At 53.3% G+C, this 14,125-nt stretch carries 15 protein-coding genes; 4 read left to right on the top strand and 11 right to left on the bottom strand.

The genetic code is table 11. The features are described from left to right. Nucleotides 1-31 precede the first annotated feature (31 nt). Genes D9A02_RS13945 through D9A02_RS13935 form a run of 3 tightly spaced genes read right to left on the bottom strand, consistent with a single transcriptional unit; the run spans nucleotide 32 to nucleotide 2,184 of the window. Nucleotides 32-1,045 carry a zinc-binding alcohol dehydrogenase family protein gene (locus D9A02_RS13945; protein WP_120501530.1) on the bottom strand — a complete coding sequence of 338 codons (1,014 nt, stop codon included), beginning with the start codon at nucleotides 1,043-1,045 and terminating at the stop codon, nucleotides 32-34. A gap of 32 nt (nucleotides 1,046-1,077) precedes the next feature. Next, nucleotides 1,078-1,875: an SDR family NAD(P)-dependent oxidoreductase gene (locus D9A02_RS13940; protein ID WP_120501529.1), complete on the bottom strand. Its 798-nt coding sequence runs from the start codon at nucleotides 1,873-1,875 to the stop codon at nucleotides 1,078-1,080. Between the two features lie 21 nt (nucleotides 1,876-1,896). Continuing rightward, nucleotides 1,897-2,184 carry a putative quinol monooxygenase gene (locus tag D9A02_RS13935; RefSeq protein ID WP_120501528.1) on the bottom strand — a complete coding sequence of 96 codons (288 nt, stop codon included), beginning with the start codon at nucleotides 2,182-2,184 and terminating at the stop codon, nucleotides 1,897-1,899. Between the two features lie 91 nt (nucleotides 2,185-2,275). Here D9A02_RS13935 and D9A02_RS13930 point away from each other — a divergent pair, with 91 nt between their 5' ends. Beyond that, nucleotides 2,276-2,632: a helix-turn-helix domain-containing protein gene (locus D9A02_RS13930; protein WP_120501527.1), complete on the top strand. Its 357-nt coding sequence runs from the start codon at nucleotides 2,276-2,278 to the stop codon at nucleotides 2,630-2,632. A gap of 12 nt (nucleotides 2,633-2,644) precedes the next feature. Here D9A02_RS13930 and D9A02_RS13925 read toward each other — a convergent pair whose 3' ends face one another. The 3 genes from D9A02_RS13925 to D9A02_RS13915 form a co-directional block, all read right to left on the bottom strand. Further along, a complete protein-coding gene (locus D9A02_RS13925; RefSeq protein WP_120501526.1) occupies nucleotides 2,645-3,493 on the bottom strand; it encodes an MBL fold metallo-hydrolase in 849 nt (282 codons plus the stop codon). A 37-nt stretch (nucleotides 3,494-3,530) separates the two neighbouring features. Continuing rightward, nucleotides 3,531-4,184: a DUF1638 domain-containing protein gene (locus tag D9A02_RS13920; protein ID WP_120501525.1), complete on the bottom strand. Its 654-nt coding sequence runs from the start codon at nucleotides 4,182-4,184 to the stop codon at nucleotides 3,531-3,533. Between the two features lie 167 nt (nucleotides 4,185-4,351). After that, nucleotides 4,352-5,056 carry a B12-binding domain-containing protein gene (locus tag D9A02_RS13915; protein ID WP_120501524.1) on the bottom strand — a complete coding sequence of 235 codons (705 nt, stop codon included), beginning with the start codon at nucleotides 5,054-5,056 and terminating at the stop codon, nucleotides 4,352-4,354. Between the two features lie 207 nt (nucleotides 5,057-5,263). Between D9A02_RS13915 and D9A02_RS13910 the strand changes: the two genes are divergently transcribed. After that, the gene (locus D9A02_RS13910; RefSeq protein WP_120502540.1) at nucleotides 5,264-6,352 is read left to right on the top strand and encodes a PA0069 family radical SAM protein; all 1,089 of its coding nucleotides are present in this window, start codon (nucleotides 5,264-5,266) and stop codon (nucleotides 6,350-6,352) included. A gap of 199 nt (nucleotides 6,353-6,551) precedes the next feature. Then, nucleotides 6,552-9,215 carry a phosphoenolpyruvate carboxylase gene (locus tag D9A02_RS13905; protein WP_254054636.1) on the top strand — a complete coding sequence of 888 codons (2,664 nt, stop codon included), beginning with the start codon at nucleotides 6,552-6,554 and terminating at the stop codon, nucleotides 9,213-9,215. Nucleotides 9,216-9,279: 64 nt separating this feature from the next. Here the strand turns inward: D9A02_RS13905 and bmt are convergent, their stop codons facing one another. The 5 genes from bmt to D9A02_RS13880 all read right to left on the bottom strand — a co-directional run bounded on the left by bmt (nucleotide 9,280) and on the right by D9A02_RS13880 (nucleotide 13,187). Then, nucleotides 9,280-10,299 carry a betaine--homocysteine S-methyltransferase gene (bmt, locus tag D9A02_RS13900; RefSeq protein WP_120501522.1) on the bottom strand — a complete coding sequence of 340 codons (1,020 nt, stop codon included), beginning with the start codon at nucleotides 10,297-10,299 and terminating at the stop codon, nucleotides 9,280-9,282. 162 nt (nucleotides 10,300-10,461) lie between these two features. After that, nucleotides 10,462-11,277: a hypothetical protein gene (locus D9A02_RS13895; RefSeq protein WP_120501521.1), complete on the bottom strand. Its 816-nt coding sequence runs from the start codon at nucleotides 11,275-11,277 to the stop codon at nucleotides 10,462-10,464. A gap of 71 nt (nucleotides 11,278-11,348) precedes the next feature. Then, on the bottom strand, nucleotides 11,349-11,954 hold the full coding sequence (locus D9A02_RS13890) for a hypothetical protein (RefSeq protein WP_120501520.1): 606 nt from the start codon (nucleotides 11,952-11,954) through the stop codon (nucleotides 11,349-11,351). A gap of 146 nt (nucleotides 11,955-12,100) precedes the next feature. Beyond that, entirely contained in the window at nucleotides 12,101-12,640 is a 540-nt protein-coding gene (locus tag D9A02_RS13885; RefSeq protein ID WP_120501519.1) for a hypothetical protein, read from the bottom strand. A gap of 226 nt (nucleotides 12,641-12,866) precedes the next feature. Then, nucleotides 12,867-13,187, bottom strand: a complete 321-nt coding sequence (locus tag D9A02_RS13880) for a DUF1476 domain-containing protein (protein ID WP_120501518.1) — start codon at nucleotides 13,185-13,187, stop codon at nucleotides 12,867-12,869. Nucleotides 13,188-13,343: 156 nt separating this feature from the next. On the opposite strand from D9A02_RS13880, the gene purC reads away from it, so the two are divergent. Beyond that, nucleotides 13,344-14,105, top strand: coding sequence for a phosphoribosylaminoimidazolesuccinocarboxamide synthase (gene purC, locus D9A02_RS13875; RefSeq protein ID WP_120501517.1), 762 nt, complete (start codon nucleotides 13,344-13,346; stop codon nucleotides 14,103-14,105). Nucleotides 14,106-14,125: the final 20 nt, after the last annotated feature.

The following is a 14,125-nucleotide window of genomic DNA, read 5'->3' as shown; positions in this document are numbered from 1 at the left end:
GGCGGCGTGAAGGCCGCCAGTACGTTAGTGATTAAAACCCTTCGAGCACCAGTTTGCCCTTGGCTTTTCCTGTTTCAAGGATGGCATGGGCCTGTTTGAGGGTCTCGGCGTTGATTGTGCCCAGTGTTTCAGTTGCGGTGGAACGGACCTTGCCCGCATCGATAAGCTCTGCGACTTCGTTCAGGATGGCGCTTTGCTGGGATATATCGGCGGTACCAAAGAGCGAACGAGTGTACATGAACTCCCAATGGGTTGAGATCGATTTGTGTTTGAACGGGGCAATGTTCAAATCTTCGGGATCATCGATCAGGCCAAAACGACCCTGTGGTGCGATTAGTTCTGCAATCTGTTCGATGTAGTCGCCGGTATGATTGGTCGAAAACACATAGCCCGGTTGGCCGATGCCAAGCGCATCGATCTGTGGGGCAAGGGGTTGGCTGTGGGTGACCACATGATGGGCACCTAACTCTTGCACCCAAGCCTGTGTTTCCGGGCGTGAGGCGGTGGCAATGACGGTGAGATCGGTCTTGGCGCGCAGCAGCTGGATTGCGATGGAACCAACGCCGCCAGATCCGCCGATGATCAACACTGCAGGGGCCGCGCCGGGAACAGAATTAGTGACACACAGGCGGTCGAATAGCATTTCGTAGGCGGTGAGCGTGGTCAGAGGCAGAGCCGCGGCAGCGGCGTTGCTGACCGATTGGGGCTTATGACCAACAATGCGTTCGTCCACGAGGTGATATTCAGCATTGGTGCCGGGGCGGTTGATGGCACCGGCGTACCAGATGGTGTCACCCGCTTTGTATGTTTCAACGGCATCGCCGACCGCGACCACTTCGCCAACCGCATCCCAGCCAAGAATATCCGGCGTGTCGCCCTCAGGCGCGCGCAGCTGGCGGATTTTATAGTCTACCGGGTTGACCGAGATAGCCGCGATCTTGACCAAGAGATCGCGATCCGTTGGGGTGGGTTTTTCGGCGTCGAAATTGATCAGCGCGTCGGCACGGTCAATTGGACCTGTGGCGGTGTAACCTACAGCTTTCATTGTATTTTCCTATGAATCTTGAGTGAGTTTAGTTAGGTGTTTCGGGTAAGCGCTGCCTCAACAGAATCGACAACGTGTTGTACCTTTTCTACGTCCAGCGCATCAGGGTGGGGCGGGCCGAACTGGCCGATGTCATTGTCGAAGTATTTACCCGTGGCCTGTGCGAATTCATCCGACAGGGCGGCGCGCGCAAGAATTTTGGCACCGATATCCAGACCTTTTCCTGCAATGCCAAAACCTTCTTTGACCATCTTGCTGCCCAAAAGAGAACCTGGATTGATGGCTATAATCGCGGGGCCATTTGCACCAAGTTCTACGCCCATATGGCGTGACCACATAGTCAGGGCCAGCTTGCTTTGGGCATAGGCCTCCATGTCTTGCATGGGCTGGCTGGTGCTCAACGCTTGCAGGTCCACAGGGGACTGTGCGGCGGACGAGAGGTTTATGACGCGCCCATCAGCGCGCATCAGAGGAAGCAGCCGCTTAGTCAACAAGGCAGGCGCGAAGGTGTTGACCGCAAACCGGACATCAAAACCATCAGCCGTCGTTGTGGCGGATGTTTTGAGGATCCCTGCGTTGTTGATCACAACATCCAAAATGTCATGTTTCGCGGCAATGTCAGTGGCCAGCTTTTCAACCTCATCCATGCGGGAAAGATCAGCAAGAAAGCCTTCGACGGTGCCGGACGTTTGCAGCTCATCAAGCGCTGCTTTGAGCTTTGCTGGGCTGCGGCCGTGCAAAAGAACAGTGTGGCCTTGCGCGACAAGCAGTCTGGCTGTGGCCTGCCCGATCCCGTCGGTTGCGCCAGTAATGAGAATTGTCTTGGTCATAGTGTTTGCTCCGCTATGGGATTAGTCAACTTTGGTCATTTCATGTAGGGTGAAGCTGTCGACCGCTCCGTCGGTTGCCACCATGTAGGCGCTCAGGTGTGGGGCGTTCATATGGTCCTGCCACAGCGCGCGGCTTTCCCAGTTCTCGAAAAACATGAAATGAGTTGGGTTATCGTTGTCTGAAAGCAAATCGTATTGCTGGCAGCCCGCTTCGGCACAGGTGATTGGGATGAGTTTCTCAAGTTCAGAGCGAACCAATGCCTCTTGTCCCGGTTTTGCAGTGATGTGAGCGACGATTGTGAGCGACATGGTGATACTCCTTTGACTTTCAGTTGTGGCTATGAATATGTCTTAAGGAGCATACTGCGCAATACGCACAAAAATGACATATAGGTACAATATGGATACTGTAAGGAAATTGGACGGCACACAGCCACGTTTTACCAAGTATGACTGTAGCGATGGGTGCCCGGTTGAGCTGGCGTTGGAACAGATTTCTGGTAAATGGAAAGGGTTGGTGATTTATCACTTGCTGGGTGAAACGCTGCGGTTCAGCGAGTTGAAGCGACGGATGGGCAGTGTGACACAACGCAGCTTAACCAAGCAACTTAGAGAGTTAGAGGCTGATGGCATTTTGCACCGTGAGGTTTTTGCCGTGGTTCCGCCAAAAGTAGAATATAGTTTGACGGTCAAAGGGCAAAAGCTTCAGCCGATAATCGAGGCGCTGCATGCTTGGGGTTCTGGGCAAATGCCCTGAAACCTGACGGGGTTAATCTGCTTCCCATTTGAACGTATCACCATTCGCACGGACCCGCCCGGTGGAGGGCAACGTGAAGTGTGTGCCAAGGATTTTGCATCCCTTTTCGCTGACGTTTTCCAGCAAGGCGCGACGAGAGACAACCGCCAGCTCAGGGTCCATGTCATAGCGAAAATGCCAATCAGGGCGGTGGCATTGTGCCGTGGTGTGGATGGCGTCGCCTGTGATTAGCGCCTCGGAGGCGCCATCTTTGATCAAGACAGAGACATGGCCGGGGGTGTGGCCGGGCGTGGGGATGAGCGTGACGTAATCCCCCAGCTTGTGATCGGCTGTAACCAGTTCAGCCTGTCCGGCGGCGATGACCGGCAGAACGCTTTCCTGGTAGGTGTCGTTGGGATTGGCGGCGTAATGGTCGTTGTCCGCATCCGGCAGCAGGTATTTGGCATTCGGGAACGTCGGGACCCAGCGGCCATCGACAAGGCGTGTGTTCCAGCCAACGTGATCGGCGTGCAGATGCGTGCACAGAACATAGTCGATATCATCCGGGGTCACGCCTGCTGCGGTCAGGGCGGCCATGAAGCGCGTGTCAGAGCGTTTGTTCCAATCCGCCGTGCCGTGGTTGATTTTATCGTTGCCCACACAGGCATCGACCAGAATGATGTGTGACGAGGTTTTCAGCAGAAACCCCTGAATTGGAATGATCAATTTGCCGCTGTCAGGGCAAAGCTGATCCGGAGCATGGGCATTGAGGACCGCATGCAATTCTGGCCCAGCCGTTGGGAAAAGCTCCTCGGCCGGCTTGAACGGGCCGTTGATTTCCAGAATGCGCCAAACTTCGACGTTGCCGACTTTCAACAACATGAATTGATCCTCTTATAGGCGGATCAAAACTGATCCGTCATGCATGTTTGGCCAAGGTGGTGGCCAGATCACCGTAGCCAGTAAAGCGGTATTCGAACTCGAGGCCAAGGCGGTCGGCGCATTCTTTGGCTTTTTCTTTAAGGGCTGGGTTTTCCAGTTGGGCCTGATAAACCAGTTTGGTGTAGTTGCCGAAGATCATGTCGCGCAGTTCCGGGTGACGATCCAACCCCATGGGCTTCCAGATGAAAGCATCGAATTGCCGAACCAGAAAGTCAGTCAGGTAAAAGGCAGTGATTTCACCGGCCTCTGACCGGGCGTCAAAAGCATCGTTGCCTTCAAAGAATGAGTAGCAATGTGGCCCCTCGACCATTTTAACGCCCAGTTCATCACATTTGGATTGAAGCTGCCCACCGGTGCCACAGTCGGCGTAAACTACAAAGATGTCGTCATAATCATTACGGTGTTTTTCAACTGCTTCGACCACTGCGTCGGTGATTTTGTCTGGGTAAAGGTGCAACTTGGCAGGCAGGCAGGTCAGGCTCATGTGGTCCCAGCCATTGAGTTTCTTCAAAGCAAGGATTTCATGCGCCAGGGCACCGCAGGCGATCAGAAGGATGCTGCCGCGCTGTTCGGCTGCAAGGCCGGATTCTGTCAGTGTTTCGTCGTCGGGCAGGACAGGGTTGCTTGTCATGGCTGGGCCTCGCGAGGAGAGTGATACGTTTAAGATATAAGACTGAGCTGGTCAGCACACGAGGGGCAACGCCATTTTGTGATCTGCGAGCGACGGTGTTAGCGACAGTCACAAAAAAACGAGGCCAGCTTGGCCCCGTTTCAAATTCACACAGATGAGATGGTTAATTAACCTGTCACACCTTGGTTATGCTTGCGGCTCATGAAGTCTTTGGCCGTTTCAACCGCGACTGCCGCATCGCGGCAATAGGCGTCTGCGCCAATGGCTTTGCCAAATTCTTCGTTCAGCGGCGCACCACCAACAAGAACAGTATAGTCGTCACGAATGCCTTGTTCGATCAACGTGTCGATCACAACTTTCATGTACGGCATTGTGGTTGTTAGCAGGGCGGACATGCCCAGAATGTCTGGTTTTTCGTTTTCCAGCGCTTCGAGGTAGCTTTCAACAGGGTTGTTGATACCGATGTCGACAACCTCAAAACCTGCGCCTTCCATCATCATGCCGACAAGGTTTTTGCCGATGTCGTGGATGTCGCCTTTGACGGTGCCGATGACCATTTTACCAACGCGAGGCGCGCCAGTTTCAGCCAGCAGAGGCTTAAGGATGTGCATGCCACCCTTCATCGCGTTTGCGGCCAGCAGAACTTCAGGAACGAACAGGATGCCGTCGCGGAAGTCTTTGCCAACGACCGTCATGCCGCCAACCAGAGCTTCGGTCAGGATGTCGTATGGCGCCCATTTACGCTCAAGAAGAATGTTTACGGCTTCTTCGATCTCTTCTTTGAGACCGTCGTAAAGGTCGTCAAACATCTGCTGGACTAATTCTTCGTCGTCCAGTTCCGACAGGATGATGTCGTCTTCTTCGTCAGACATATGCGGCTTCCTTGATGTTGGGCGCAGTGGCGCGCGTGTTAACTCTGTCCCAGCTTTCGTCAATTTGTCGCAGTCGGACTTTGCGATTTGCGACACAGACGGAAGCGGTTCCGACTTCATACCAGCTAATTTGGGGTCGTGGAGGAAAAACTTGCATCCCTTGGGAAGGTTTTTATACAATGTTCGCTAAATGTTCTTGGTGATGGTATGCGAGACGAAAAAACGATCAAACAGGGGGTGCGGCTTGCCGGGCGGGGCAGTCTGAGCAACGCAAACGGTCGCTATGAAAAGCAGACCCTCAGTTATGAGGATGACGGCTGGGGTTTGCCGGAGGAGGAGAGACTACTGAGAACACATGTGACGTTTGAGCAGGCGCGTAGTGTGGTCACTTATAACCGGTCCCCGGATTTGCCGTTTGATCGATCTATCAATCCCTATCGCGGGTGTGAACATGGATGTGTGTATTGTTTTGCCCGCCCAACCCATGCCTGGCTTGGCATGTCGCCGGGGTTGGATTTTGAAACCCGGTTGATTGCAAAGTCTAATGCGGCAGAGGTGTTGGAGCGAGAGCTACGAAAGCCGCGTTATAAACCAGCGGTGATTGCGATTGGCACCAACACGGATCCGTATCAACCGATTGAGAAACAGTATGAAATCGTGCGCTCTTGCTTGATTGTGCTGCGGCGGTTTGCCCATCCTGTGGCGATTGTCACCAAGGGCACATTGATTGAGCGTGACATTGATATCCTGTCTGAGATGGCCGCAGCAAAATTGGCTGCTGTTGGGGTGTCAGTCACCACCTTGGATGCCGATTTGTCGCGCAAGATGGAGCCGCGCGCGCCATCGCCCAAACGTAGGTTGGCGGTGATCCGGCGTTTGTCGCAGGCGGGTATTCCAGTGCGGATCATGGCATCACCCATGGTGCCGGGGCTCAGCGATCATGAGATGGAAGCCATCCTAACCGCGGGCAAGGACGCAGGCGCCGTGGCTGCCAGTTGGGTTATGCTACGGTTGCCATTGGAAGTGTCGGACTTGTTTCGCGAGTGGGTCGAGCAACATTACCCCAATAAGGCCGCTAAAGTGATGACCCTGCTGCGGGATATGCACGGCGGGCGTGAATACAGCGCACAATGGGGCAAACGCATGCGTGGGGAGGGTCCTTATGCCAAGTTGGTGGCCAGTCGATTTGACCGGGCCACCCGGTGTTTAGGATTGCGGCAACAGATGGTGCCGCTGGACTGTGGTCTGTTTGTACCGCCAAAAGTGCAGGGGGCTCAGATGAGTCTTGAATTGTAGAGAATAGCCTTAGTTTCTTGATGCGTTATCGCTCACATGTTTTTACAATAAATTCCCATTGGGAAAATAATATTACTTGACGGAATAGATTTAATTGCCGAAATTGCCGATGAGCCTGCCCGGGTTTCGGTGTGAAATGAACTTGTGTCGCAATTGAGTGTTCAGGGCCAACGCGAATCTGCTCTTGAGGGGTTGCCGAATGAAAACTACGCGCACTGGAGTTGACCGAATGGATTACGCCTCTGACAGCACTGCGGTCTATGCGCAGAACCTGCGACATATGTTGCGGGAATTACTGCTGGCGATCGTCGAAAAACGAGCCCCGGAAATTGCGCCGCTTTTGAACGGAGAAGGTGCCAAGAAAATCCCGGACACCGCGATGATGGGTGATTACCTTCAGGCGGCGAACATCTGGTTCCAGCTTCAAAAGATCGTTGATGAAAACGCCGCCGTCCGGGAGCGCCGCAAAATTGAGACCAGCCACGGGGCAGGGGCCGTCGATGGCAGCTTTGCCCAAGCCATGGCACAGATCAAAGAGAAGAATGCCGATGGGTTTGCATCGGCTGCGGCGCAGCTTTGTGTTGGGCCTACATTGACCGCGCACCCGACCGAGGCCAAACGTGTCACGATCCTTGAAATTCACCGCCGGATTTATCGACTGTTGGTAGATCTAGAAACGCCACGTTGGACCCCGCGTGAACGTGAAGATTTGATTGAAAACCTACACAATGAAATCGATTTGTTGTGGTTGTCTGGCGAGTTGCGGATGGAACGCCCCAGCCTAGCAGATGAGATCGAATGGGGACTGCAGTTTTTCCGTGACAGCTTGTTTGATGCGACGCCGCAGTTGTTTGAGCAATTCGCCCGCGCCAGAGCAGAGGTTTTTGACGATACTCAATCTGAGATCCATCCTGCAGTCCGGTTCCATTCCTGGATTGGAGGCGACCGGGACGGCAACCCGAATGTCACAGCCGAGGTCACACAGGATGCAATTGATCGCGGGCGTGCGACCGCGATTGAATGCTATCGTGCGGCGCTGGTGGATGCGATCAGGGGGCTTAGTATCAGTGGCAGTCTGGCAAAACTGCCGCAGGATTCGCTTGCCGCACTCACTGCCATGGTTGACCGCGCGCCCAATCCCGAATCCATTCGAGCGCGCAATCGGGGTGAATATTTTCGGCAAGCGCTGAGCGCGATTCTGGCACGTCTGTCTGGTGCAGATCCTTACAAGCATATCAGAGATCTGATTGCGGACCTGCGCGCCATTGAAAGCGCACTGGAAGCGATAGAAGCGGACACATTGGCACGGCAGTTTCTACGCCCTATCCGATGGCGGGCCGAGGTTTTTGGCTTCAGGACTACATCGCTGGATATCCGGCAAAACTCGACCGTTGTGACCGATGTATTGTCAGAAATCTGGGCCAAGCAGGGCGAGGCGACCGAATTTGGCACACCCGCATGGTCCGAGCGGCTGCGCAAGGAGATCGCCCGTGATGATTTTCCTGTCATGCCTGTGGATGAGTTGAGCGCTGATGCGCGCGAGCTGACGACACTTATGTCCGTGATCTATGAGGCCCGCAAAGGTGAGGATCCGGCAAGCATTGGTGGGTTTATTCTATCGATGACCCGTTCAACGGATGATTTGTTGGCGGTTTATCTACTGGCGCGCTACGCCGGGTTTTCGGTGGATGCGATCGGCCTGCCGATCGTGCCATTGTTTGAAACCATTGATGATTTGCGCAATGCGCCACAAATCTTACACAACCTGATTGAGGTGCCACTGGTGCGCCGCAGCCTGAAACGACAAGGCGGCAAGGTCGAGATCATGCTTGGCTATTCTGATAGCAACAAAGATGGCGGATTTATCTGTTCCACCTGGGAGTTGGATAAGGCGCAGCGTAAAATCACCCGCGCACTGGCGCAGCATGGCTTTCAGCCGCTGTTTTTCCATGGTCGTGGTGGATCTGTCAGCCGCGGCGGCGCCCCGACGGGTCGCGCAATTGCGGCGCAACCTGCGGGCACCATTGCCGGCGCCATGCGCATCACGGAACAAGGCGAGGTGGTATCTGCCAAATATGCCAACCGGGGCACTGCGTTGTTCGAGCTGGAACTGATGGCCTCCTCGGTGCTGGCGCATACAGCACTTTCCAAACCTTCGGGCAAGGATGAGCCAGAATTCCATGATGCATTGGAGGCGCTGTCCGGTATGTCACAGGTGGCCTATAGCAACCTGCTGCACCGTCCGGGTTTTGTATCCTATTTCCAGCAAGCCAGCCCGGTTGAAGAACTGGCCATGTTGAAAATCGGCTCGCGCCCGGCGCGGCGTTTTGGGGCCAGCAGCCTGGCTGACCTGCGTGCGATCCCATGGGTCTTTGCGTGGACGCAGAACCGCCATTTGCTGACAGGGTGGTACGGATTTGGCACGGCTTGCGAATCCTTGAGCAAGGTGCGTGGTACAGAGGCCAAAACCCTATTGCGCAAGATGTATAAACGCTCGCAGATTTTCAGGCTGATGGTGGATGAAGTCGAAAAAACCCTGTTTCAGGCAGATATGGAGATCGCGGAAAAATATTGCACGCTGGTTACGGACCCCGCGCAACGCGATGATATTTTCGGATTGATCAAGTCAGAATACGCCCGTTCAAAAGAGGCCATTTTGATGATCACGCAAGATCAGGTTTTGGCACAGAGATTCACGATGTTGACCGAGCGTTATGATCGTGTGTGCGATGATCTTCAGGCGATCCATTTGATTCAGATTGAACAGTTGAAACATTTGCGCAGTGATGAGGCGTCGAAAATTTCGATCCCTTTGCTGCAATCAATGAACTGTATCGCATCTGGTTTGGGTTGGACGGGCTGACGTTTCTTGTCAGCCCTCGGATCAACCTCGTGTTACTTAACCCGGATTTTGAATGGGTAAGATATCAAGCCGAGCGACGACGGCGTGATTTGCGGGCAGGGGGTGTGTCATCGTCACCGGTGCCATCCGCAGCGGATGAAAATGCGCCTAGTTTCTCGGTGATCTGGTCCAGAGTCGGGCGATCACCACGGGGGCGGGTTTCCAGCGCTTCACGCATCTTGCTCAGATGCTCGGCCATGGTGCCACAGCAGCCGCCAATGATTTTGGCCCCGGAATCACGCGCCAGACAGGCGTAATCGGCCATCAAATCCGGCGTGCCATCATAATGGATGTGGCCATCGACATATTTCGGAATGCCAGCATTGCCCTTAGCGATGAGCGGACGCTCGGTGCCCTGTGCAGCAAAGCCCAACACGGTGCGCAGCAGATCAGATGCCCCAACGCCGCAGTTTGCCCCAAAGGCCAACGGCGGTGTTGGCAGTTTCTCGACCATGGTGGCCATATCGGCTGAGGTCACACCCATCATAGTGCGTCCGGCAGTGTCAAAGCTCATGGTGCCACACCATGGCATATCGGCGAGGGCAAAGGCCTCGGCCGCGGCTTTGTATTCCTCAGGGGCCGAAATGGTTTCCAGCCACAGCACATCCGCGCCGCCTTCTTTCAGGCCCTCGGCCTGTTCGTGGAAGATTTCCACAGCCAACTCGTGCGTCATTGACCCCATTGGGGCAAAAATATCGCCGGTTGGACCAACAGAGCCAGCAACGATTACAGTGCGGTCACGGCGGTCGGCGACTTCGCGGCCAATTTCGGCCGAAATACGCGACAGTTCGCGTGCGCGTTTGGCAGCATCGTGCAGTTTCAGGCGCGCCGCATTACCGCCAAAAGAGTTGGTCAGAAACAGGTCGCTACCTGCATCCACAGCCATGGTGTACAGTTTGTGAATCTTCTCAGGCTGCGTATCATTCCAAAGCTCTGGCGCATCGCCCGAGGTAAGCCCCATGTTGAACAGGTTGGTTCCGGTGGCCCCATCGGCCAGAATCCAGTCACGTTCCTTTAAAAAGTCAGCAAATACAGTGGTTGTCATGGGGAATTCCTACTCTCTAGCGCGCCTGTATCACACGCGCGCGAGAATTAGGCAAATTCATAATTCTCATGATGATTGTGAGGTTTGTTTGAATTGATGGAGGATATTGTCAACACAAGAATGTAGCAACGCCTTGAAGCGTTGCTACGGTTGCGAAGGGTTTTATGGACGAAGCCGGATTGGCCGTGGTCCAGCACCATATATTCGCTCTTGAAGAGTGCGGATCGGGTCCGCCTTATCGGCAAGATCTGCGGCCTCCAAAGCGCCTGCCACTGCGTCCATGAGTGTCATGATCTGCGCTTGGGAGTGACCTGCTGCATTGACCGCATGAATATGACCTTCAAGTTCGACTTCGGGCGTTGGCTGCGTGCCGCCCATCTGCGCTAGGGCATTGGTGAAGTCGTGTATTGGATTATTCATCTTTGTCACTTCATTGCTAGAGGGTGCCGGCGGCGGAGGGGCGCACGGCGGATTTGGTGCTGCGGTGGTGGCCCATTGTGCCTGTGTTGCGTGGATCAAAGCCCGAAAATTGGCCAGAGTCATCGCTGCATTTGGCCCAATGATAGCGTGATTGGGTTGACCGGGCAAAGGCGCAGCTCTCAAAACCAGTTGTGGATCCAGTTGTGCCGTATCAATTTGAAAGACGGTCATTCCGGCGACGTGGCTTGTTCCACCCCATGGCGGGCCAAAAGGCCTTCGAAAAGAGGGGAGATTGCACGGGCTAACCGTTGCTACTGACAACCCCTGTGGAACGCCAGCGTTGTTCAACGGGTTTAGCCACTCTACTTCGTTGGCCATATAGGTATCAACATCGGCATTACGAATGCCAAGTTGACGCCCCAATGCATCGCCAGTGACGGGCTGACCCGCGCCATTTGCCTCCATCCCGCGATAAACAATGGGTTGGGCCGAGGCCGTACCAGTGAACAATAGAAATATTGCACTGAAAAATAATAATATATTGCGAAAATACCGCATGAGATTTCTCCAATCTCCGAAAGCCGAGAGGCCATGCTCACAGCTTTCGGTGTCTGTTTTTTTAAGAGGGGTTATTTGTTGTTATAAGCAACGTAGGCGTAACGAGCGATGCCGGCCTTCTTCCCGCTGTCTGCCATGACTGATGCGGTAACCATATAGGTGTCGACAATCAGCCCATCCGGATTGTTGAAACGCTTCATCAGCGGCTCCCATTGAAGAGATGTTTCCTTGAAACGCTCGTCAAAGATTTGACCGAGGTTTTGGGAAATAGTGATCGAATCGGCTGGTGCGATTGCCCCTTTGAAGATTGTTTGCAGATACTTCTGAATGTCAGAAACACCCTGTTCAGAGGGGTCCCAGACCACCAGATCATCTGTTGCTGAAACTGGCAGCGCACCTGTGGTCGGTTGGGACCGGATGCCTTGGTAGTAATAGCCAAAGTTTGTTGCGAAATTCGAGGTGGTATAGGTATCTGTATCTGTCGAAATTGTTGCCATGTTATTGGCTTCTGCCCCTGCAGCCGCAAGCTGATCTGCCAGGGCTTTAACCCTGAAATCACGGGTATTTCTTTGGGCATCAAAGACGGCCCCGGCGATCAGTGCTTCGGCAGCAGCGGCCAGACCTTTGAGTGCAATTGGGCCAACAACTTTGACGATTTCTGTTACTGCAGTAGTCATATTTTGGAATCCTCTTTAAGGTTTAAAGATGTGAATTCCAATAAAAGCAATAATTAAAAATTAATTAATAAAAACAACTTGTTACAAGTGCTTTTACTGGGTGATTCCCTGTTCACTATACACCAAATTCATGGATCTGTAACGATTTATTTCGTGTTATAGGCGAGTGACGCGTATCTGATCATGATAAATATCTGTTGCGGAGCTGGTTGCAGAAATTCTGAAATGAAGAGTGTGTCTATCTGAATTTTAGACTGGAAAACCGAAAAACCGGCGCTGTTCATTTTTTGCGAATTGGTGGGCTCATTTTTGAGCAATTTGCGAGTCAGTTTTTTCGACATGCTTATTGCATACTCTTGAGGGAGGGTTCCTTGAAAAACCAATAGGAGATATTGCTCAAGTATCTGCTTCGTGAAGTTTTTTTGGTTGAACATCACCAGGTCTTCAATCGCGGTTACGACACCTTCGCTGTTTGGCGGAGATGACGCTGTCCCGTTGAAGAAGTATCCGAAATGATCTGCGTAAGCGGTGGTGAGTTGAGTATGGGTGATCCGATTTAGGGATTGCGCATCGTGGATTTCGAGAGATGTGCCAATTATGGGTTGTGAGATTGAAATAACGGGTGATGAGGCGCCGGAAGACACCTGAGTAATTTTAGCAAATATTTGATCGGCACCAACCCACACAAAACGTCTCCGCAGTTCAGCAATGAGGAGAGCATACTAAATGCAACGCGAGAGTATGTGTCGTATATCGTACTAACGCTGAAGTTCTTGAAAGGATGCAGTAAAATTTTCGCTTGGAGGGTCGGGGAAGCCAGATTTAAAAGAATTTAGCTAAAAAATGAAGTTGAAATTGGCGAGGAAATAAATAGCGGGCGCCCCAATGGTACGCCCGATCAATTAAATTGACTTAGATATCGGTTTCGCTCAGCACCTGCTCGCGGGCGGTGGCGAGCAGTTCGGCCATTTTGGCGCGGATGGTGTTAGCGTCAGCCAGATCACCAAGGTCGCCTGTGACCTTGCGCACCACGTCTTCGTGGCCTTGTTCTTCGAAATCTGAGCGCACGACCTCCATCGCATAAGTATCTGCGTCGTCGCCTGATTTGCCCAGTAATTCAGCGGCCCAGAGCCCCAAGAGCTTGTTGCGGCGGGCTTCGGCCTTGAAGTTCATCTCTTCGTCGTGGGCAAACTTGTTTTCGTAGGCTTGTTCACGTTCGTCAAAGGTTGTCATGATGCTCCCTCAGTCTGCTGTTTCTTCAATTACAATATGTGTTCGCACTTAATAAATCTCAAGGAGGCACAGCCACCTTGCGACAATCCGGTCCATGGATTAAGAGAGCGCATGAGTGGCGGGTAGATTCATGCCCCATCAGTCGACGGAGAACGCATGGCACGGCGCAAGAAAATTTACGAAGGCAAAGCCAAGACCCTTTATGAGGGCCCTGAGCCAGGAACAATTGTTCAGTATTTTAAGGATGATGCGACCGCTTTTAACGCCGAGAAAAAGGCTGTCATCGAAGGAAAGGGCGTTCTGAACAACTTCCTTTCTGAGTATTTCATGACCGGCCTAACCAATATTGGTGTTCCGACGCACTTTCTGAAGCGTATCAATATGCGTGAGCAGCTGGTGCGCTCGTGCGAGATTGTGCCGCTCGAAGTGATCGTGCGCAACTATGCCGCTGGAACCATGGCCAAACGTCTGGGTCTGGAAGAGGGCACGCAATTGCCGCGCCCGATCGTTGAATATTGCCTGAAAGACGATGCCCTTGGGGACCCGCTGGTCACTGAAGAGCATATCGCCGCATTCGGTTGGGCCAGCCAACAGGATATGGATGATATCCTGAGCCTTGCGCTGCGGGTGAATGATTTCATGGCTGGCGTTCTGTACGGCGTTGGTATCCGTCTGATCGATTTCAAAATCGAAGTTGGCCGGGTTTATGACGGTGAATTCCAACGCTTGATCGTGGCTGATGAAATTAGCCCAGATAGCTGCCGCCTGTGGGATATCGAGACAGGTCAGAAGCTGGACAAGGACGTGTTTCGCCGTGATTTGGGCAGTCTGACGGATGCCTATACCGAAGTGGCCAAACGTCTGGGCGTTCTGCCCAAGGGCGCCACACCGATGGCACGGCCGACACTGATCAACTGAGATCGTTGAACGATAAGAAT

Origin of the sequence: Roseovarius sp. EL26 (assembly GCF_900327775.1) — a bacterium.
GTDB lineage: Bacteria > Pseudomonadota > Alphaproteobacteria > Rhodobacterales > Rhodobacteraceae > Roseovarius.
This window is presented reverse-complemented; position numbering and strand designations above follow the sequence as displayed.

Bases quoted from the DNA above. Each gene is read 5' to 3' on its own strand.
- D9A02_RS13925 (WP_120501526.1), bottom strand. From the start codon at position 3,493: ATGTTGTTGAAAGTCGGCAACGTCGAAGTTTGGCGCATTCTGGAAATC.
- D9A02_RS13910 (WP_120502540.1), top strand. From the start codon at position 5,264: ATGCGAGACGAAAAAACGATCAAACAGGGGGTGCGGCTTGCCGGGCGG.
- D9A02_RS13895 (WP_120501521.1), bottom strand. From the start codon at position 11,277: ATGCGGTATTTTCGCAATATATTATTATTTTTCAGTGCAATATTTCTA.
- D9A02_RS13915 (WP_120501524.1), bottom strand. From the start codon at position 5,056: ATGTCTGACGAAGAAGACGACATCATCCTGTCGGAACTGGACGACGAA.
- D9A02_RS13920 (WP_120501525.1), bottom strand. From the start codon at position 4,184: ATGACAAGCAACCCTGTCCTGCCCGACGACGAAACACTGACAGAATCC.
- D9A02_RS13940 (WP_120501529.1), bottom strand. From the start codon at position 1,875: ATGACCAAGACAATTCTCATTACTGGCGCAACCGACGGGATCGGGCAG.
- D9A02_RS13930 (WP_120501527.1), top strand. From the start codon at position 2,276: ATGGATACTGTAAGGAAATTGGACGGCACACAGCCACGTTTTACCAAG.
- bmt (WP_120501522.1), bottom strand. From the start codon at position 10,299: ATGACAACCACTGTATTTGCTGACTTTTTAAAGGAACGTGACTGGATT.
- D9A02_RS13945 (WP_120501530.1), bottom strand. From the start codon at position 1,045: ATGAAAGCTGTAGGTTACACCGCCACAGGTCCAATTGACCGTGCCGAC.
- D9A02_RS13890 (WP_120501520.1), bottom strand. From the start codon at position 11,954: ATGACTACTGCAGTAACAGAAATCGTCAAAGTTGTTGGCCCAATTGCA.
- purC (WP_120501517.1), top strand. From the start codon at position 13,344: ATGGCACGGCGCAAGAAAATTTACGAAGGCAAAGCCAAGACCCTTTAT.
- D9A02_RS13880 (WP_120501518.1), bottom strand. From the start codon at position 13,187: ATGACAACCTTTGACGAACGTGAACAAGCCTACGAAAACAAGTTTGCC.
- D9A02_RS13935 (WP_120501528.1), bottom strand. From the start codon at position 2,184: ATGTCGCTCACAATCGTCGCTCACATCACTGCAAAACCGGGACAAGAG.
- D9A02_RS13905 (WP_254054636.1), top strand. From the start codon at position 6,552: ATGAAAACTACGCGCACTGGAGTTGACCGAATGGATTACGCCTCTGAC.